This is a genomic window from Pedobacter sp. Leaf132 (assembly GCF_920984695.1).
Taxonomy (GTDB): Bacteria; Bacteroidota; Bacteroidia; order Sphingobacteriales; family Sphingobacteriaceae; genus Pedobacter.
This window is the reverse complement of record NZ_CAKLBO010000002.1, coordinates 546,248-565,364: the sequence shown is the minus strand read 5'-3', so window position 1 is coordinate 565,364 and position 19,117 is coordinate 546,248. Positions and strand designations below refer to the sequence as shown.

Here is a 19,117-nt window from a genome sequence, read left to right as displayed (position 1 = left end):
AATTATACAAAATGAGGTTTAACTCCATCCATAAATTTCTTTGGAGGATGACATGGCCTGCGTGTTGTTTTATCTACAAAAACCAATACCGTTTTACCGATATTAATTAATTCTTCCTTTTCGTTATAAATCTCGTACTCTACATTAAGCCTTACGGTAGGCAGTTCTTTTACAATTGATTTAACTGTTAAAACCTGATTGTAAAGGGCCGGTTTCAAGAATTTTGATTGCAATTCTAAAAGTGGCAACATCACACCATCTGCTTCCATTGATTCGTATGTTATTCCCGAGCAAGCTTCAAAGCATTCAGTTCTGGCAATTTCATAATACAAAGCGTAATTTCCGTGATGAACTACACCCATTTGGTCAGTTTCCGCATAGCGAACTTTAACCTTAGTTTCGTGTACAAACATTATTTAAAGATGTTTCTTTTATTTAATGCATCACGATATTTCTTTGCATTGATTTCGTGCTCTGCTTTGGTTTCTGCAAAATTGTGGTAGCCGGAAAAATCTTCTTTGGCACACATATAAATGTAATTGTTCTTATTGTAGTTTAAAACTGCATCAATTGCATTTATGCTTGGCATCATAATCGGTCCTGGAGGTAAGCCAGCATATTTATAAGTATTGTATAACGATTGAACCTGCAACAATTTATTGGTTACTCGCTTTACAGTAAAATCATCATTGGCAAAAATTACCGTTGGGTCTGCTTGTAATAGTATGCCTTTGTTTAAGCGATTTAAATATAAACCCGCAATAATCGGCATTTCCTTATCGTAGAGCGCTTCCGCATCAACTATTGATGCCAAAGTGTAAACCTGAGCAGTTGTTAAGTTTAAGCTAGCCGCTTTTTGCTTACGATCTGCAGTCCAGAATTTTTCATATTCCTTGTGCATTCGCTCAAAAAATTCTACCGGCGATACATTCCAATACATTTCGTAGGTGTTTGGAATAAACATCGTATATACATTATCTTGATCAAAACCATATTTACTTATAAAATTAGTAGAGTCCATCAAGCTGATAAAACTTAAAGAATCGGCTTCTAAATTACTTGCTAAATAAGCTGCAAAATTTTCTTTTTTACGGATGTTTTGAAATTTAAGTTTTACAGGTTCCTGGTTGCCGGCTTTTATCATGTTAATTAAAGTACGGTTTGTCATTCCTTTTTTTAAGCGATAACGACCTGGCTTAACACTTGTAGCAAGATTCATTTTACCTGCAGCACTTGCAAATGATGAAGTGCTTTTTAGAATATCTTTAGTTTTTAAATTGTTAATTAAATCATCATAACTCGAGTTTGTTGTGATGTAAAGATATTTTTGATTTTCGGTAACGTTTGGTGCAAAGTATAACTTATAAATATTCAACGCAAAGTATCCGCCAATTAATATGGCCAAAACCAGTACGGTCAAAGCAATTTTTTTACCTGTTGTTGGGCTCTTTTTTTCAATCTCGCTCATTTGTGTAATGCGTAAAAGATTATAATTGTTTATTAGATAATGTGATGTTTATTCTTGTGCCAATCGCTACTTTGGTTAACGAATCTAAAGGCGATGGATCTTGTTTGGTGATTACTGCATTTGCACTATCAGTAATCGTACCTTCGTAGATGATATTCCCCAGAACTAAAGCAGAACCTTTAAGCGAAAATTTAGCTTCATCTATCGTTAAACCGGTTAATTGAGGTATATCAACTTCCTCGTTTCCTCTACCATCACCGAGCACTAAATCAATCCTTGAACCTACCGGGATGGTTTGCCCTGCCTGAATGGCTTGTCCGCCAAAAGTTGCTTCTAAGACTACATCACGACTAACATCTGGTTTATAAGTTGTATCGCCAAGTTTTAAACGAGAACTCTCAATAATTGCCTGTGCTTCTCTAAGTGTTTTAAAAGCAATATCGGGGAATTTAGTATTTGGCGTATTGGCTGTATTAATGGTTAGGTAAATAGTGCGGTTATCTTTAACAAAGGTATTTGCATCAGGATCCTGGTCAATCACAATGCCTGCAGGTTTATCCATAATGTAAACCGAATCTACCTCGTACTTTAAACCAGCCTCTTCAAGCTTAACTACAGCATCAGCAAAAGATAAGCCTTTTACTAATGGTACATTAAGCCCTTGACCATGTTTAGTGTAAAACCTTAAACTAAAAAATGCAACCAGAAGCAATACAAATACTGTTAAAACAGCTGCAATAAGGGTTTTTCTGAAGGATTGTGTTTTTAAATATTCTATAAATTTAGACATCAATTATGAATTCTTTGTTAAAGCGATTAAACTCAAATGTAGGCAAATTTTAATTATTGGTTTGTTGTATTGCATGCCTTTAAGCAATAAGCTTACCAACTCTATTAATTCTATTAATCAAAGTTAATTTTGCACAAAGATATTTATATTTTTGAGGATATATTTACATCAATTTCTAATTATAAAAGAATCTACAATGAAAAAAACTATAGCCTTACTAACAGGCGGAACCACAGGCGAATGGGTTGTTTCAGTTAAAAGTGCAGCTACAATTGCTCAGAATATTGATGCTGAATTATATGATGTTTATAAAATAATGCTTAACGATAAAGGCTGGTTTTATGAGCCCGCCGATTCAGTAAAGATAGATATTGATAAAAATGATTTCTCCTTAACTATAGAGGGTAGAAAAATAAAATTTGATGGTGTTTTTATCGCCATTCATGGTTCTCCTGGTGAAGATGGAAAGTTGCAAGGCTATTTCGATATGCTTGGCATTCCATATACAACTTGTGATGCTTTAACTTCTTCAATAACCATGAATAAAGGTTATACCAAAGCTATTGTTAATGGAATTGATGCTTTATACATTGCAAAATCAGTTCAAATATTTAGAAATGGAAATTATAACCTGAATCACATTAAGCAGGATTTGAAGCTGCCATATTTTGTAAAGCCAAATAGTGGCGGTAGTAGTATCGGGATGAGCAAAGTAAAACATGCTGACGATTTGGATGCTGCTGTAGAAAAAGCTTTTAAAGAAGATACACAAGTTTTAATAGAAGAATTTGTAAGTGGCAGAGAGTTTTCTATTGGTGTTTTTGGTGCCGAAGGCGAGATTGTAGTTTTGCCAACCACAGAGGTTATTCCGGCAAATGAATTTTTTGATTTTGAAGCCAAATATACTCCAGGCGCTACTGAAGAAATTACACCAGGCAATATGAGTGAAGAAGAAGTAATTCGGGTAAATCGTATTGTAACTGATGTGTACAAAAAGTTAAACTGTAGGGGAGTGGTTAGGATAGATTATTTTTTAGAACACGAAACCGGTAATTTTTACTTTATTGAAATCAACACCATTCCAGGTCAAACGGCAACTAGTTTTATTCCTCAGCAAGTTGCGGCTATGGGTATAAGCTTAAAAGAGTTTTATACCAGCTTGATGAAAGAAACGCTTAAAGGATAGTCTGTTAATGGATAGACAGAAGCTAATAGATATGGGTTGCCCGGTTCGAAAATATGCTAAAGATGCTATAATTTACGAACCGGGAACACAGCCTAAAAACGTTTTCTTTGTGAAAACCGGCGAGGTACGGATGGTAACGGTTAATGAAGATGGCAAGGAATTTATTCAAGGTATTTTTCAATCCGGACAGTATTTTGGAGAACCAGCGTTGTTAGTTGATAAACCATATTTAGCCTTTACAATAGTGAGTAAAGCTTCTGAAATTATAATTGTAAGTAAGGAAAATTTTTTTAACTTGATAAAAACCGATGCAGATTACAGCATGAGTTTAATTAAAGTTTTGAGTAATAGATTGTTTTATAAATCCATGATGTTAGAGGAACTTGCAAACGAAAAAGCTGAACATCGGTTATTAACAATGATAAACTATTTATTTAGCAATGCTGATAAAAGCCAGAGTTTGGGTGTTACCAGGCAGGATTTAGCAGATCTAACAGGCTTAAGGGTAGAAACAGTTATTAGAGAGGTTAAAAGTTTGGCTGCCAGGAATTTCATCATCATAAAAAAAGGAAAAATCTACAAGGCTTAAAAAAAAATGTATGATATATGATTTAGGTCATATTTTTTTATCGTATTTGAGCCTATTTTTGTAAGTAATTAGATAAACTATGGCTGAGCTAACAAAATTTCAGGCGGTATTGCAGTGCAAATGCCCCCGATGTAGAAAGGGTGATATTTTTACAGGCAATGCTTATGCGTTTAAACTTCAAAAAACAAATATCAATTGCCCATACTGTAATTTAAAATTTGAGCGAGAGCCTGGCTTTTTTTATGTAGCCATGTTTGTAAGTTATGCAATGAATGTTGCCGAAATTATAACCATTGGTGTAGCCTCATACGTATTAGGTTTGCCGCTTATCTACGAAAATTTGTGGTATTACGTAGCACTGATTTTAGTAGGGGTTTTTTTACTTTCACCAATAAATTACCGTTACTCAAGGGTTATATTATTGCATTGGTTAACCCCGGGATTAAGTTACGTACCAGATATACCGGCACATAAATCCTAATAATTGGCTAATTAATCACCGGAACCGGGTGCTGTATGTACTCTATTAATTCTACTATTTTGCCTTTTTTGAATTTAACTTTATTGTACAGATAAACGGTATCAATTTTACCTTCTTTTGTGATGTTGATTTGTTCATACCAGAGATTTACAGATTCTTCACTATCATTAACCAACGGTATCACCTCGTAAACAGTAATTTTAAATGTATTCATTCTATTAAATTCGTTCTCCATTTGCTGTAGCAATCGGCTCCTGCTGCCATTAAATCTATAGCCATCTAAAAAGAAAATTACTGTATCCGCCATTTCGGCGCTCATCATCGCGGTATCTAACTTTTCAAATCCTTTAAGCAGTCTTAACATTTTAAAAGAATTGGTACTATCTGTTCCAAGTTTCCAATTTTTAAATTCCTGAATTTTGTAAGGGATTTGGATGGTATCTGATGAAAAAACATCTTTTAAATTCTTTCCACTATATTGGCAGGCCATTAATAGCGGTATAACACCAATTAAGATTGATGAGTTTTTCATGATTAATTTATTTGGATGCTTAGTTAAGTAAATTTACTAATTATCTGAAAATTAATCAATTAAAATTATTTATGTATTTTTAAGGTTTTGGCAGTATTCTTTATAGGGGTAAGGTTAATTATTCAAAATTTCAACTAATTCTTTAACAGTATCTTCTGATGTTAGCTCATATTGATATTCATCTTCGATACTTCCCATTTTGGTTTCAGCGTTTCTGTATATCATTTTGCTGTTAACATAAGCCTTTGCTGATGCATGAAAATCGTTCGCTCCAGTTTCTGTTATTAAAGTTTTTAAGTTGTTTTTGTTTATACCTGCTCCAGGCATTATAGCTATTCTGCCATTGGCTTGTTTTACAAGCTTAGTTAATGTTTTTATACCGTTTATAGCAGTAGATGCCCCTCCTGAAGAAAGCACACGAATGATGCCTAAATCGATTAAATCTTCCAAGGCTTTTTCCATGTTATTGGTCATATCAAAAGCACGGTGGAACGCAACTTTCATTGGCGAAGCTAATTGAATTATCACTTTCATACGTGCTAAATCTATGCTTCCATCTGCTAAAAGAATTCCTGTAACTATACCATCACAATTTAGTGATTTAAAGTGCTTTATGTCTTCCTGTATTAGCGCAAATTCGAGCTCAGAGTATAGAAAATCGCCTCCTCTCGGACGGATAATTGGCCAAATTTCGATAGATAAATTTTTCTTGGCCAATGCAATTTGGCTATGGCTTGGTGTGGTTCCGCCTTCAGCTAAATTATCACAAAACTCAACACGTTTGGCACCACCATTTTGTGCTGCTAACGCAGATTCATAACCATTTGCGCAAACTTCTAAAACTTTACTCATTATTGTTCATTTATAAGCCCTAAAACTTTCCAGCCAATATCAGATTTAAAAGTATTTAATTTTTGAATTGATTTTCCACCATCAGGAAACCAGCATATTTCTGTTATAATGCAGTGATTCTCATCAATCATTTCCCTTTCGAAGGCATTTTGTAAGCCTGAAAAATTCGGAAAACCTTGTTCCTCAATATTTTTAATAAATGAAACCTCTAAAACTTCTGCAGTTTTGGCAATCATTTCTTCATCTGCATTGGTGTTAAGTCCGGAAAGCATCATTTTGGCTTCTTCATAAAAATTTCACAGGCAATTGCTGCATCTAAATTTTTATCATTGTAAGCATTTTCAAGGGCTAATATGGCGCCTTCGGGTGTATCAAGATTTGCTTTAAAATAATCAACGCCTTCATCAATATACAAGCCAATGCTATTATCGAATGCTGCCCTTTCATTTTCAGGAACACCATCTCTAATGGCTCTTATGGTATACCCTCCAATTAATTTACCGTTTTCAATTGTCATCCAGTCAGAAATCAAATTGCGGTCAATGCCAATCTTTTGATTCAGTTTTACTGTGTTAACATTTACCGGTTCATTTCCTACTGTTCCATAAAGGTTGCCTTCAGCATCAAAATGGGGTTCGGTTAACCAAATGTGTTCTCCATTTTCTCCATCAATTATATGAACTTTTACAGAAAAATAAGCATGATGAGCTTGAGGGTTTGCAAGGCTTTCTTCAAAATACCAAAGGGTTAGTTTAGCTTTTTCAATAGCCCAGTTCATACGTTCATCTTCGTTAGGAACATAGACCATATCAGGCTCACCTTTGCGTTCTTCTACATTTTTTTTGCCAAAAATTTTAGATAATAATCCCATGTTTTATTTATTTAAAGATTAATGAGGGATGATATCTGTAATTAGTAATAACTTTTTCCTTTAATTAATAGATCTTGTTTTTCTGCATTGCAAACTGCGTAACTAAAACCTTGCTGAATTGCATAAGCTCCGTATTCGCCTTTCTTATTAATGGCTAAAAAGCCAACCTGAATATTTTTAGCAGTTTCGGGTTTCTTTTTAATAATGCGCATTACGGCCTCTTTACATGCTGCTTCTGGCGAATAACCTTGACGCATCAATTCTACCACCAAAAACGAACCTACGTTACGCACCACTTCTTCACCAACGCCTGTAGAAGTTGCGCCACCAACTTCATTATCTACAAATAAACCTGCACCAATTATCGGACTGTCGCCTATTCTTCCGCGAAGTTTATAAGCCATTCCACTGGTTGTACATGCACCAGAAATGTTTCCTTTCGCATCAATTGCCAACATCCCAATGGTATCGTGGTTATATTGATTTCCTGGCAATTTTTGAGGGGCAGCTTTATCATAAAGCTTATTCTCAATATTCATCATAGGCTCGTATTTAGATGTTTTTAGCCATTCCTTCCATGCTTTTTCGCTAGCAGGCGTAAGCAAATTTTCCTTTTTAAAACCTTGCTCCAGTGCAAACTGTAATGCACCTTCGCCAGCAAGCATAACATGAGGTGTTTTCTCCATCACCTTACGGGCTACTGATATTGGGTGTTTAATATGCTCTAAAGCTAAAACAGCACCACAATTTCCGTTTTCATCCATAATACAGGCATCCAACGTTACTTTACCATCTCTATCAGGCAAACCACCATAACCAACAGTTTGATTTTTCTCATCAGCTTCTGGTACCCAAACGCCTTGTTCAACTGCATCTAATGCTTTTCCACCTTTTGAAAGAACCTTCCACGCATCAGCATTGGCTGCAATACCAAAATCCCAGGTAGAAATTACGATTGGGAAATTAGCGGCAGTATTCTTTTTTTGAACTGGAATTGCGTTTGCAATACTACTTTTATCAACAGCTAATAAACCTGCAGAAAGGGCAGAGGCTTTTATAAATTTGCGACGGTTAAACATGTAAGATTGAATGATTTAGGATTTGGTTTTATTGTAAATTGAAAATTTTTATTATAGATTGAAAATTGTACTTTGTTTATTGAGCTTTGTAATTTGATTATTGATTATTGTACTTTGATTATTGCAAATTTTGATTTATTTATTCTACCTGAACATTAATCTTCAATTTCAAATTTATCTGCATCTTTTAAGAAAGGAAACTGTCGCCTTATCTTCGCTAATTCTTCGTAATTAATAGTTACAGTATACATATCTTCATCTTCCGGTTTATAGTAAACCGTGCTTCCGTAAGGGTCAATTACCATCGAATGGCCGCCATGATAAACCTGGTTACCATCATGCCCAACCCGATTTACGCCAATAACGTAACTTTGATTTTCGATAGCACGAGCCGGAATTAATGCCCGCCAATGCGACGAACGTTTATCGGGCCAGCTTGCCACTAATAGTAAAATATCGTACTCCTCATTAACATTTCGCAACCACACAGGAAAACGTAAATCATAGCAAATGGCTAATCTAATTTTCCAGCCCTTTAACTCTACTATCAATTTATCTTTACCGGCACTAAAGTTTTTATCTTCATCGCCCATTCCAAATAAATGGCGTTTATCGTAATATTTATGGTCGCCATTTTGCTCCATCCAAATTAAACGGTTGTAATATTTGCCGTTTTCTTTAATAATTAAACTTCCGGTAACGATGGAATTATACTGGTGTGCAATTTTTTGCATCCATTGCATGGTAAAACCGCCCATTTCTTCAGCCAAGGCTTCAGAATTCATACTGAAACCGCTGTTAAACATTTCAGGAAGTATAATTAAATCAGTTTTTTCCCTAACGCCCGATGATAACCTCAATCCAAGATTTAAAAGATTTTTTTCTATGTTTTCCCAAAATAGATATGCCTGAAAAATCGTGACTTTCAGGTTTTCTATTTGAGTGTATATAGGTTTTTCCATGTATGTTTAGTTTTTAGGGATGTTAAACATTTTTTAATTTCTCTGCAGCCGATGCTAAAGTTGAATTTTCTTTGGCAAAACAAAAGCGGATTATTTTGTAATCGGTTGCTTTTTGGTAGAATGCCGAAACTGGGATGGTGGCAACTCCAAACTCTTTTATCAGTCTGATACTGAAATCAGTATCTTTTTCATCGCTGATTTTGCTATAACTTGCACATTGAAAATATGAGCCATTGCAAGGCAATAAGTCAAAACGGCTTTCGGCTAAAAGGCTTCTAAAATAATCACGTTTTTTCTCAAAAAAAGCCGATATTCCGTTGTAATTCTTTGGCTCTTTAATGTATTGGGCAATAGCTTGCTGCATAGGGCTATTAACGCTGAAAACGTTAAATTGGTGTACCTTTCTAAATTCCTTGGTTAGTATTTCTGGTGCTAAACAATATCCAAGTTTCCATCCGGTGGCATGTAAAAGCTTTCCAAATGAGGCTACTACGAAACTTCGCTTCCTTAATTCAGGAAAAAGCATTACACTTTTATGCTTTTGTTCGTCGAAAATTAAATGTTCGTAAACTTCATCGCTTAATATCAGAATATCGGTATCATTAACCAATTTTATAAGCGAGTTCATATCATTTTCAGATAAAATACTCCCAGTAGGATTTTGCGGCGAGTTTAAAATTATCATCCTGGTATTGGCCGTAAACAACTTTTTAACCATATCCCAGTCAATTCCATAATCTGGTGGGGCAAGCTCGTAAGTTTTTACAATACCACCTAATAATTTAATGGTTGGTGCATAACTATCGTAAGCCGGCTCAAAAATTATAACTTCATCGCCCGGATTAATAATAGCCGTTAGCGCAGTAAAAATAGCTTGCGTTCCACCGGCGGTTACAGTTATTTCCGTATCCGGATTATATTTAACGTTGTATAAATTTTCTACTTTTTCGGCAATGGTTTCCTTTAAAAAAATGTTGCCCGGCATGGGTGCATATTGATTATAGCCATCTTTCATGGCCTTTTCAACAAGCTGGGTTAATTTTGGGTCGCAAGGGTAATCCGGAAAACCCTGCGATAAATTAATTGCATTATAATCTGCCGCAAGTTTAGACATTACCGAGAAAATGGTTGTACTAACACCCGGAAGTTTTGATTGTATATTTAACATGTATAAGCGAAAATAGCAAAAAAACCTTTAGGAATAGACAGCTTAATGTTATATCAAGTCGGGATATTTTTTGGAAAGCAATTGCAGTAGTAAATGGCTTTGGGTTGGTCCCGCTTTGCAATCGGGTTTAGGTGGCGCCGTTATAAGTTCTATTAACGTTTTTGGTGCAGTGCAAACAGGTAAATACAAAATGAAATCAAAGCAGATGGATAATCGGATAATAAATTTTCAAAAGAACGAATAACCTTTGTTTTCAAACCCGACAGTAGCGAACACGGAGTGCAACGAAGTAAAGCGGATGGCGGGACTGAAAGCCACTATGAAATGGGAGCTTTCATTTCCAAATCATTTTAAAAGATAATGCCTATTAAACCCTGGTGCAGAAAAACTTAATGCGCTACTATGCTTGCATCTGTTGATGCTTCAATTTCGGTTTTAATAAATCTTTTGCCAAGCACAAGGCAAATTAAGGCAACAAAAGCTGCAGCTGTCATAACCAGAGGCATTGGCACAACAGAATGCTCGCTGAATAAACTAACTAAAACCGAAGCCAAAGCGCCCAAACCCATTTGTAATGCACCCATTAAAGCAGAGGCACTACCGGCATTTTTGGTAAATGGCGCTAATGATAAGGCTGCTGCATTTGGATTTATGAAACCTAAACATGAAAGAAATAAGGCAATAAAACCAATTGTTGAATATAAATTAAGCCAGTTGTTAATGGCAAAAGCCAGAAATATTAAACTGAAAGCACATTGCGCTAATAAGGCGTAGTTAACAATTTTTTTACTGCTAAACCATCTCAAAATGAAGCTGTTTAATTGGCTCGAACCGATAAAAGCTACAGATAATAATGCGAAAATCCATCCGTAACCGGTTTTGCTTACGTCATAAATTTTCATAAACACAGTTGGGGAGGCAGATACATAAGCAAATAAACCAGAAAATGTTATAGAACTGATTAATGCATAGGTTGTAAACTGTGGCTCTCTTAAAACGCTTAGAAAGCTATTGATGATTGGCTTTGGTTTTAAAGAATAATTTGGGTCTGGCTTGTAACTTTCCGGCAGCTTAAATATGGTAGCTAAAAGAATTATAATTGCCATAATACCTAAGAAAACGAAAACGTATTTCCAGCCTAAAGCTGCTATTAAATAACCGCCGGCAGTTGGTGCTAGCATTGGCGAAACGGCAATAACCAACATCAGCGAAGCGAAAACTTTTGGACTTTCTTCAACGGTAAACAAATCGCGAACCATAGCAACTGATGCTACAGCTGTAGCACAACTCCCTATTGCCTGTACAAAACGTAAAACAATGAGTTGATTAACATCGGTAACGGCTAAGCATAAAAATGATGCAAGAATATATAAAGCCAGGCCAAAATAAAGGGGTTTTTTACGTCCATATTTATCTAAAAGCGGTCCGTATAATAATTGACCTGCAGAAATACCTATAAAAAAACTAGAAAGCGAAAGTGCAACTGTTGATTCTGTACTTCTTAAATCTTGAGCGATATCAACAAAACCCGGCAAATACATATCGATAGAAAAAGGGCCAAGAGCTGCTAAAGAACCTAATATAAGTATTAAAAAGAAGTGCTGTTTTTTAGCCATTTTATTTAGTTTTTTCCGAGCCGCAAAGATTAGGAGATTAAATTGCTAATCCTATTATTAAGGTTAATGGATTGTAAAAAGTAACGTTTCAAAAATATAACGTTTAAAAAGTAAATCTGATTTGATTTATATTTAGATTTATAGGCTATGACTTTTAAAACTAAAGAAAGCCGTTTACTTCTCGTTCTGGGATGTTTTTTTGTGGCAAATGCAATCTTATCAGAATTTATCGGTGTAAAATTATTTAGTGTTGAAGAAACTTTAGGTTTAAAAAAGTTTGATATCAACCTTTTTGGTGTGCCAAACTTATCTTTTGTAATGTCGGCTGGGGTGCTAACCTGGCCAATTATTTTTATCATGACCGATATTATCAATGAGTATTTTGGGGTAAAGCAGGTTCGGTTTTTATCAATCCTTACATCGATTTTAATAGCTTTTGCATTTCTGGTTGTTTGGGGTTCCATGCATTTAAGCGCAGCTGATTTTTGGGTTCATCAAAAAATAAATGGCGAAGATTTGAATATGAACAATGCTTTTGCCGGGATTTTTGGTCAAGGAATGTGGATTATTGTAGGTTCGATTGTAGCATTTATTGTGGGCCAACTTGCCGATGTACTTATTTTCCACAGAATTAAAAGAATAACCGGCGATAGAGCACTTTGGTTAAGGGCGACAGGTTCTACACTTGTTTCTCAATTAATAGATAGTTTCGTGGTAATTTTTATCGCTTTCTATTTAAATCCTCAATACAATTATAGTTGGGAAATGGTTGCTGCCATAGGCTTAGTTAACTACACCTATAAATTTGTTGTAGCCATTTTAATGACCCCGATTTTATATGTTGTACATACTATAATTGATGGTTATTTAGGAAGGGATTTAGCTAAAAAATTAATTGATATGGCAAGTAGGGGTTAATAAAATAAAAATTATGAAATCTAAATTCTTAATTCTGGCGGCATCAATTTTAATGTTTTCTTGCAATGATGATGCTGATAAAATGGACAAAAGCAAGCTTAACATTCAAGGAACCTGGAAGTTAATTTCTGGCACCATTACCGATAATAAATCTGGCAAGCAGCATAATTATCCTATGGATTTTGAAATGATTAAAATCATTAACGATACGCATTTTGCTTTCTTAAAACATAGCTTGAATAAAAAAGATACATTAGGATTTGACGCTGGAGGTGGAAGCTACAAATTGAACAACGACAGCTACGTAGAGCACCTTGAATATTATAATAATAAAAATTGGGAAGGTAAGCACTTTGATTTTAAGCTGGCTTTACATGGCGATACGCTAATTCAAACTGGTATAGAAAAGGTAGAAAAAGAGGGAATTGATAGAGTAATCGTAGAAAAATATATAAAAACAAAGAAATAACGCAAAAGGTCGGAATCGCTCCGACCTTTGTGCTTAACAACAAAACAAATAAAAAAATTAACCTTAAAAAATCTTAAATCGCAGCTAAATCTTCAGCGTAAACATTATCTGCAACCTGCTCTTGCTTGTAAATTTGCCTGCCCGTATAAGCGATAAACACGTTTTTATCCAGAAGCAAGTCGCGGTTTTTAATTAAGTGACTTAGCTTTACTGTACCAATAACATATTTATATTCGCTTGCCGAGTAACGTTCACTTATGTTATCAAATTCCAATAAGCTGATTAAATCTTCATCTGCATAACGCAAATAAACTTCTAACAAAATATCTTCTGTGTGTTTAGCACCGTTTTCTGAATGATATTTTTTGTACTCGTAGCGATAATCGTAACGTAAAGCAGCAATATCCGAAAGCACTGCCGCACCGGTTGGATGTCCGCCCGCACCTTTACCAAAGAAAAATTGTTTATCAGCGAAAGCGGCCTGAACAGTTACTGCGTTGTATTCATTCTCAACATTGTACAAGAAATCATCTTTAGCAACAAGCTTTGGCAAAACGTAAGTAACAATATCTTTTTTATTAACTTTTCTGGCGGTTGGTACTAATTTGATTTTAAAGTTCTTCTCACGGGCATATTTAATATCGTAATGCGAAAGATTTTGTATGCCAATATTTAAAATATCATCTGGATTTACAAATAAACCATAGGCGTGAGCCGTTGCAATTGCCAATTTATATTTTGGGTCGTAACCGCCGACATCTAAAATTGGGTCGGTTTCTGCAAAACCTAAATCTTGTGCCTCTTTTAAAGCTGCATCATAGCTTTGGTTTTCATTAAATATTTTTGATAAAATATAATTAGATGAACCGTTAAAAATTCCACTTAAGGCATGGAAAAGTTCGTTGTCATAATATTCTTCAAGGTTTCTAATGATTGGGATACTTCCGCATACTGCGCCTTCATAAAGTAATGATGTGCCATGTTTTTGTTGCAAATCTACCAGCTCTTTTAAATGCGTAGCAATCATTTTTTTGTTTGCCGAAACTACATTTTTGCCATTTTTTAATGCTGTGGTAACAATATCATAAGCAGCATCTGCATCATTTATCAATTCTACAATCGTATTAATTTCTGTGTTATTCAGAATTTCATTTTTATCGGTTGTAAATAAATCTTTATTCAGCGTACGCTTTTTTCTCGGGTCTTTTATAGCAATTTTTATAATTTCAAGGTTGAGATTCTGGCTTTGGATAATATCCAACAAACCCTGACCTACAACGCCGAAACCAAATAAACCTATTTTTAAATTTTTACTCATGGTGTTTTTAGTATCAAGTATCTAGTATCAAGTATCAAGACTGGAAGCCTGAACACCCTCTATTAAATTTTATTATATTTTGCCACATAATTGCAGATTTATATAGAATGCAATCCCTTATTTTATTTATATGTGTTTAGGTGGCTGATTAATTATTTTAGCTTTTAACTTTAGTCTTTTTGCTTTAAGCTTAAGCAGTATGTTGCAATTTGAAAATTTTCTTATCTCTGCTTTCCTTAATAAAAGTTCCGATGATGTTTGTTAAAGCATTTGTTTCAATTAAGAAACCATCATGTCCATATTCAGAATGAATCGCAACAAACTCGGCATCTTTGATATTATCGGCTAAATATTTTTGTTCAGACACCGGAAAAAGGAAATCATTTTCAATTCCAATAACTAATGTATTTGCCTTAATTAGCTTCAATGCTTCGGAAATAGATTTTCTGTTTCGGCCAACATTATGGCTATCCATTGCTTTAGTTAAATAATAATAACTATATGCATTAAAGCGATTTATCAATTTATCTCCTTGATAATTTTGATATGAAGATGCACGGAAATTGTCAGTTTTATCATTTACACTTTCTACCTGAGTACTGCCATAAGCATTGTAAGTTCTATAACTTAGAAGTGCAATGCTACGGGCGGTTTTTAAACCCTTGCTGCCGCCATCAGGCTTATTTGCATAAAATGTTCTGTCGGTTGTTATCGCTAAACGTTGACTTTCGTTAAAAGCAATTCCCCATGGAGAGTGTACCGCATTTGTAGCCACCAAAATCAGGTTTTCTATTTTAGCTGGCTCAGTGATGGCCCACTCAACCGCTTGCTGACCGCCTAATGAGCCACCAATAAGCAGTTTAATCTGATTAACACCTAAATGATTAGCTAATAATTGATGCGCAGAAACAAAATCTCTGATGGTAAATTGTGGGAATGCTAAATAATAAGGCAAACCTGTTACCGGGTTTTTGCTTAATGGATTTGTAGTTCCATAATTGGAACCTAAAACATTTGCACAAATTATATAATGGTCGTTTGGGTTAAACAAAGCATTCTGCCCAAATAAACCTTCCCACCATTCAAAAACATCGGCATTAGCTGTTAAAGCATGGCAAACCCAAATTACATTATCCTTGTTGGCGTTAAGTTTTCCATAAGTTTGATAAGCAATTTGCAGATTGCGAAGTTTCTTTCCACTCTCTAGCTTAAATTGTTTTGGGTAGTTATATGTTGATGAAATACTCATTATAAATTGTTCAATCGTAGTAAAAATGTGTTTATGTTAGCAAATTTATTCTGTAATTCCCGAGCCGATACTTGCAAAAGCTTGCTCAAAATCTGCCTTAATATCATCAATATGCTCAATACCAACAGAAACCCTTAATGCATTTGGCTTTACGCCTGCGGCTAATTGTTCTGTTTCGCTTAATTGTTGGTGCGTTGTAGCTGATGGTTGAATTATCAAAGTTTTAGCATCGCCAACATTAGCTAAGTGTGAAACTAACTTCAAGCTGTCGATAACCTGAGTTGCGTTTTCTTTTGTACCATTAAGTTCGAAAGTTAACACGCCACCAAAACCATTGCTCAAATACTTTTTAGCTAAATTATTGTACTTGCTGCTTGCTAATCCCGGGTATTGCACTTCCTTAACCAAAGGATGATTTTCCAGCCAGGTTGCTAATTCCAAAGCATTATCTACATGGCGTTGTACACGAAGTGATAAGGTTTCTAAACCTTGTAATAATAAGAATGAGTTGAAGGGAGATAGGGCAGGACCTAAATCTCGTAAACCTTCTACACGTGCACGGATGATGAATTGAATGTTCCCGAAAGGACCGCCGATACCAAAAACATCATTAAAAACCAAACCGTGATAACCCTCTGATGGTTCTGTAAATTGTGTGAACTTACCGTTGCCCCAATTGTAATTTCCGCCATCAATGATAACCCCGCCGATGCTTGTTCCATGGCCGCCAATCCACTTTGTTGCAGATTCTACCACAATGTTGGCGCCATGCTCTAAGGGTTTAAACAAATATCCGCCAGCACCAAAAGTATTATCAACAATTAAAGGAATATCATATTTTTTCGCGATAGCGGCAATTTTTTCAAAATCTGGAACACTAAATGCAGGATTACCAATTGTTTCAAGATATATGGCTTTAGTTTTTTCTGTGATTCTTTCCTCGAATTCTTCCGGAACATCAGGGTTTGCAAAATCAACATGAATACCTAAACGTTTAAATGAAACTTTAAACTGGTTGTAAGTTCCACCATATATATGTGATGATGAAACAATGCTATCTCCAGCCTCTAAAATATTATGCAAAGCGATAAACTGAGCTGCCTGACCTGAGGCAACGGCCAAAGCTGCTACTCCGCCTTCTAATGCTGCAATTCTTTTTTCAAAAACATCAGTTGTTGGGTTCATTAAACGGGTATAGATATTCCCAAACTCCTTTAATGCAAATAAATTTGCGCCGTGTTCCGCGTTTTTAAATCCGTATGATGTTGTTTGGTAAATCGGAACAGCTCTTGAACCCGTAGTTGGGTCTATTTCTTGTCCGGCGTGTAATTGTAAAGTTTCAAATTTATATGAGGTTGACATGTTCTTAATAATTAATGTAGTGAATGTTTAGATGCTTAGGTATCTGATTACAAATTGGTAACCGCGATAATTTAAATTTGCGTATCCCAATTATTTGGGACCTTCCAATTTGATAAAGAGACAAGAATGGAAGATTTTTAGATTACTGTATGCAACAGCACATACACGTAGTCGCCTGCATATCAAAACACATCAATGAAATTAAAGAAAGTTCTAACTTTTTCAGCCTTGTAATTTTCTCGCTTTGCGATTGAAGATTTAATGTTTTCATCAGTTGTAATTTATATCTCCGGTTAACACCTTGTTATCCGGTCAGGAATTGGCACCTTCTCTTTCTGAGGGTTGCCAGTGGGTCATGGAGCCAGTCTCTCGCCACTTCTTTATAAATCAATCTGAATAAAGATTGACTTTTATTTAGCTTTTCGCCAAATAATGTTTCAAATGTCTGAATAATATTTTAATTCACAAAATTAAATTCTGTATTTTTTATAAAAAGATGAATTTGAGGCAAATAAATTTTAAATATTTAATAATCACATTAAAATTTACACAGAATTAATTGTAAAGTTCTAAGTTTGTGATACCTGCAAAATCTAATCATCAATGAAAAATTTAAAAATAATGCTCTTTACGCTAGCTTTTTCAGCAGCTAACCTAACCGCTAATGCCCAATTTGGCGGATTAAAAGATAAATTACTTAAAGTTGGAACAGCTCAAGGTGCTAAAGCGCTCGGCGTGGATAAGTTTTTAAAGCAACCAGAAGCCATTTCAACAAATTTTGAAGATGTTAATCGCGAAGGCGAAGAAATGCCCGGCTTCAATGCCAATGCAAAATTCCAGCCCTTATATTTATTGCCAAAAAATCCGGATGGTGGTTTTGTTTTATGTGAGGGATTTTATGAAATGACAAACAAAAGTTATTGCCTTAAAGCCGGGACTTTTGCACCATCAAAGGGCGATGGATATATGTTTGCACCAGTTTTAGGTCAGAAGGAAGAAATAGTGGTATCCATTTTAAAAAGTGCCGAAAAACATCCTGAAGTTGAACAACATGATATTCAGGTTTTATTATGGACCATCATCGCCAGAACAAAATTTGCAGATCATGCCGGACAAGTTAAAGTTACCGCTATCAAATTATTAACTCCAAAACAACTTACTCAATTAGAAGGCGGTGCATTAGGAATTTTACCATTCGATGTAATGGAAAAAGCTAAAGACCAATTGCCATCAGGTCTGAAAGCCGTATTTGAAGCCGAAAATAATATCCGTCAATTGGTTTCTTCTGGTAACTACACCTATGCAGATATGGAAAAATATGCAATACTTGCGGGTATGGCTCCACCGCGTGCTGATGTGCCAAGCGGAATCTGGACTAAACATCCAGATGGTTATTATGTTCGCTATTTTCCTTCAGGTTATGCTATTACTAAAGTTCAGGTTTATGTGCCCAAAGATTTGGTAGCCAATGGAAATAGATTAGTTTACGATGCAGCAGGCGATATTGCTTGTCCGGCGAATACAGATTCTCAGCGATTGGTGCAAACCAACGAGCCATTAAATGCCAATTATTCGGCAAAATTGTCTACAATTTGTAATCCTAAATAGATTTATAACAAAAAGCTAAAGCAAAAAACTATTTGTAACTATATTCGTATATAAAATAAACATAAAATGATAAGCACAATTTTAATCCTCCTGAACTTTTTGATGCCTTCGCCACCAAAAAATGTTTACGATTTCAGTTTTAAAACCATTGATGGTAAAGAAATTAAACTTTCTAAATTTAAAGGAAAGAAAATTTTAATTGTTAACACCGCTTCTAAATGTGGTTACACGCCACAATATGAAGATTTGGAAAAACTTCAAAAGCAATACGGTAAAAAAGTTGTTTTAATTGGTTTTCCGGCTGGTAATTTCGGCGGACAAGAATTTTCTTCTAACGCAGAAATTAAACAATTTTGTACAGGTAAATACAGTGTGTCTTTTTTACTTGCCGAAAAAAGCAGTGTAAAAGGTGATGATATTACGCCATTATTTAAATATTTAACTACGCAAACCAATACAGAAGAGCAAGGTGATATTAAATGGAATTTTGAGAAGTTTTTAATTAATGAAAAGGGTGAGTTGGTTCATCGTTTCCGTTCAAAAACAAAACCTATGGACGAGGCAATTGTAAAAAACCTATAATGACGTAGGATGAGAGA

General features: G+C 35.0%; 21 protein-coding genes and 1 riboswitch. Of the genes, 7 read left to right on the top strand and 14 right to left on the bottom strand.

Annotation, left to right across the window (positions count from 1 at the left end; genetic code table 11):
* Positions 1–2 precede the first annotated feature (2 nt).
* The 3 genes from LUA86_RS06270 to LUA86_RS06260 are packed head-to-tail and all read right to left on the bottom strand — an operon-like array spanning position 3 to position 2,258.
* Positions 3–413, bottom strand: a complete 411-nt coding sequence (locus LUA86_RS06270; protein ID WP_231459758.1) for a thioesterase family protein — start codon at positions 411–413, stop codon at positions 3–5.
* The gene (mltG, locus tag LUA86_RS06265; protein ID WP_231459757.1) at positions 413–1,468 is read right to left on the bottom strand and encodes an endolytic transglycosylase MltG; all 1,056 of its coding nucleotides are present in this window, start codon (positions 1,466–1,468) and stop codon (positions 413–415) included. The genes LUA86_RS06270 and mltG overlap by 1 nt, the downstream gene beginning before the upstream one ends.
* A gap of 19 nt (positions 1,469–1,487) precedes the next feature.
* Positions 1,488–2,258: a PASTA domain-containing protein gene (locus tag LUA86_RS06260; protein WP_231459756.1), complete on the bottom strand. Its 771-nt coding sequence runs from the start codon at positions 2,256–2,258 to the stop codon at positions 1,488–1,490.
* Between the two features lie 196 nt (positions 2,259–2,454).
* On the opposite strand from LUA86_RS06260, the gene LUA86_RS06255 reads away from it, so the two are divergent.
* From LUA86_RS06255 to LUA86_RS06245, 3 genes are all read left to right on the top strand, one after another.
* Entirely contained in the window at positions 2,455–3,444 is a 990-nt protein-coding gene (locus LUA86_RS06255) for a D-alanine--D-alanine ligase (protein WP_231459755.1), read from the top strand.
* A gap of 7 nt (positions 3,445–3,451) precedes the next feature.
* Entirely contained in the window at positions 3,452–4,033 is a 582-nt protein-coding gene (locus LUA86_RS06250; RefSeq protein ID WP_231459754.1) for a Crp/Fnr family transcriptional regulator, read from the top strand.
* Between the two features lie 79 nt (positions 4,034–4,112).
* Positions 4,113–4,514, top strand: a complete 402-nt coding sequence (locus LUA86_RS06245; RefSeq protein ID WP_231459753.1) for a DUF983 domain-containing protein — start codon at positions 4,113–4,115, stop codon at positions 4,512–4,514.
* 7 nt (positions 4,515–4,521) lie between these two features.
* Here LUA86_RS06245 and LUA86_RS06240 read toward each other — a convergent pair whose 3' ends face one another.
* The 8 genes from LUA86_RS06240 to LUA86_RS06205 form a co-directional block, all read right to left on the bottom strand.
* On the bottom strand, positions 4,522–5,046 hold the full coding sequence (locus tag LUA86_RS06240) for a hypothetical protein (protein ID WP_231459752.1): 525 nt from the start codon (positions 5,044–5,046) through the stop codon (positions 4,522–4,524).
* Between the two features lie 114 nt (positions 5,047–5,160).
* Entirely contained in the window at positions 5,161–5,898 is a 738-nt protein-coding gene (locus tag LUA86_RS06235; protein ID WP_231459751.1) for a copper homeostasis protein CutC, read from the bottom strand.
* Complete coding sequence (locus LUA86_RS06230; protein ID WP_231459750.1) at positions 5,898–6,173, bottom strand: hypothetical protein; 276 nt, start codon at positions 6,171–6,173, stop codon at positions 5,898–5,900. The genes LUA86_RS06235 and LUA86_RS06230 overlap by 1 nt, the downstream gene beginning before the upstream one ends.
* A complete protein-coding gene (locus tag LUA86_RS06225; RefSeq protein WP_231459749.1) occupies positions 6,170–6,769 on the bottom strand; it encodes a YegJ family protein in 600 nt (199 codons plus the stop codon). The genes LUA86_RS06230 and LUA86_RS06225 overlap by 4 nt, the downstream gene beginning before the upstream one ends.
* A gap of 41 nt (positions 6,770–6,810) precedes the next feature.
* Positions 6,811–7,848, bottom strand: coding sequence for a N(4)-(beta-N-acetylglucosaminyl)-L-asparaginase (locus LUA86_RS06220; protein ID WP_231459748.1), 1,038 nt, complete (start codon positions 7,846–7,848; stop codon positions 6,811–6,813).
* 155 nt (positions 7,849–8,003) lie between these two features.
* Positions 8,004–8,810, bottom strand: a complete 807-nt coding sequence (locus LUA86_RS06215; RefSeq protein WP_231459747.1) for a nitrilase family protein — start codon at positions 8,808–8,810, stop codon at positions 8,004–8,006.
* Positions 8,811–8,832: 22 nt separating this feature from the next.
* Positions 8,833–9,978 carry a methionine aminotransferase gene (locus LUA86_RS06210; protein ID WP_231459746.1) on the bottom strand — a complete coding sequence of 382 codons (1,146 nt, stop codon included), beginning with the start codon at positions 9,976–9,978 and terminating at the stop codon, positions 8,833–8,835.
* A gap of 389 nt (positions 9,979–10,367) precedes the next feature.
* Positions 10,368–11,594 carry a multidrug effflux MFS transporter gene (locus LUA86_RS06205; RefSeq protein WP_231459745.1) on the bottom strand — a complete coding sequence of 409 codons (1,227 nt, stop codon included), beginning with the start codon at positions 11,592–11,594 and terminating at the stop codon, positions 10,368–10,370.
* A 147-nt stretch (positions 11,595–11,741) separates the two neighbouring features.
* Between LUA86_RS06205 and LUA86_RS06200 the strand changes: the two genes are divergently transcribed.
* Together LUA86_RS06200 and LUA86_RS06195 are read left to right on the top strand one after the other, a co-directional pair.
* Positions 11,742–12,512 carry a queuosine precursor transporter gene (locus LUA86_RS06200; RefSeq protein WP_231459744.1) on the top strand — a complete coding sequence of 257 codons (771 nt, stop codon included), beginning with the start codon at positions 11,742–11,744 and terminating at the stop codon, positions 12,510–12,512.
* A gap of 13 nt (positions 12,513–12,525) precedes the next feature.
* Complete coding sequence (locus LUA86_RS06195; protein ID WP_231459743.1) at positions 12,526–12,981, top strand: hypothetical protein; 456 nt, start codon at positions 12,526–12,528, stop codon at positions 12,979–12,981.
* A 73-nt stretch (positions 12,982–13,054) separates the two neighbouring features.
* Here the strand turns inward: LUA86_RS06195 and LUA86_RS06190 are convergent, their stop codons facing one another.
* The 3 genes from LUA86_RS06190 to LUA86_RS06180 form a co-directional block, all read right to left on the bottom strand.
* Positions 13,055–14,299, bottom strand: coding sequence for a homoserine dehydrogenase (locus LUA86_RS06190; RefSeq protein WP_231459742.1), 1,245 nt, complete (start codon positions 14,297–14,299; stop codon positions 13,055–13,057).
* A 190-nt stretch (positions 14,300–14,489) separates the two neighbouring features.
* The gene (gene metX, locus LUA86_RS06185; protein WP_231459741.1) at positions 14,490–15,548 is read right to left on the bottom strand and encodes a homoserine O-acetyltransferase; all 1,059 of its coding nucleotides are present in this window, start codon (positions 15,546–15,548) and stop codon (positions 14,490–14,492) included.
* 45 nt (positions 15,549–15,593) lie between these two features.
* The gene (locus LUA86_RS06180) at positions 15,594–16,910 is read right to left on the bottom strand and encodes an O-acetylhomoserine aminocarboxypropyltransferase/cysteine synthase family protein (RefSeq protein ID WP_231459740.1); all 1,317 of its coding nucleotides are present in this window, start codon (positions 16,908–16,910) and stop codon (positions 15,594–15,596) included.
* 278 nt (positions 16,911–17,188) lie between these two features.
* Positions 17,189–17,299: riboswitch (SAM riboswitch) on the bottom strand.
* 214 nt (positions 17,300–17,513) lie between these two features.
* On the opposite strand from LUA86_RS06180, the gene LUA86_RS06175 reads away from it, so the two are divergent.
* Complete coding sequence (locus tag LUA86_RS06175) at positions 17,514–18,518, top strand: hypothetical protein (protein WP_231459739.1); 1,005 nt, start codon at positions 17,514–17,516, stop codon at positions 18,516–18,518.
* Between the two features lie 66 nt (positions 18,519–18,584).
* Positions 18,585–19,100: a glutathione peroxidase gene (locus LUA86_RS06170; RefSeq protein ID WP_231459738.1), complete on the top strand. Its 516-nt coding sequence runs from the start codon at positions 18,585–18,587 to the stop codon at positions 19,098–19,100.
* The last annotated feature ends 17 nt before the right edge of the window (positions 19,101–19,117 follow it).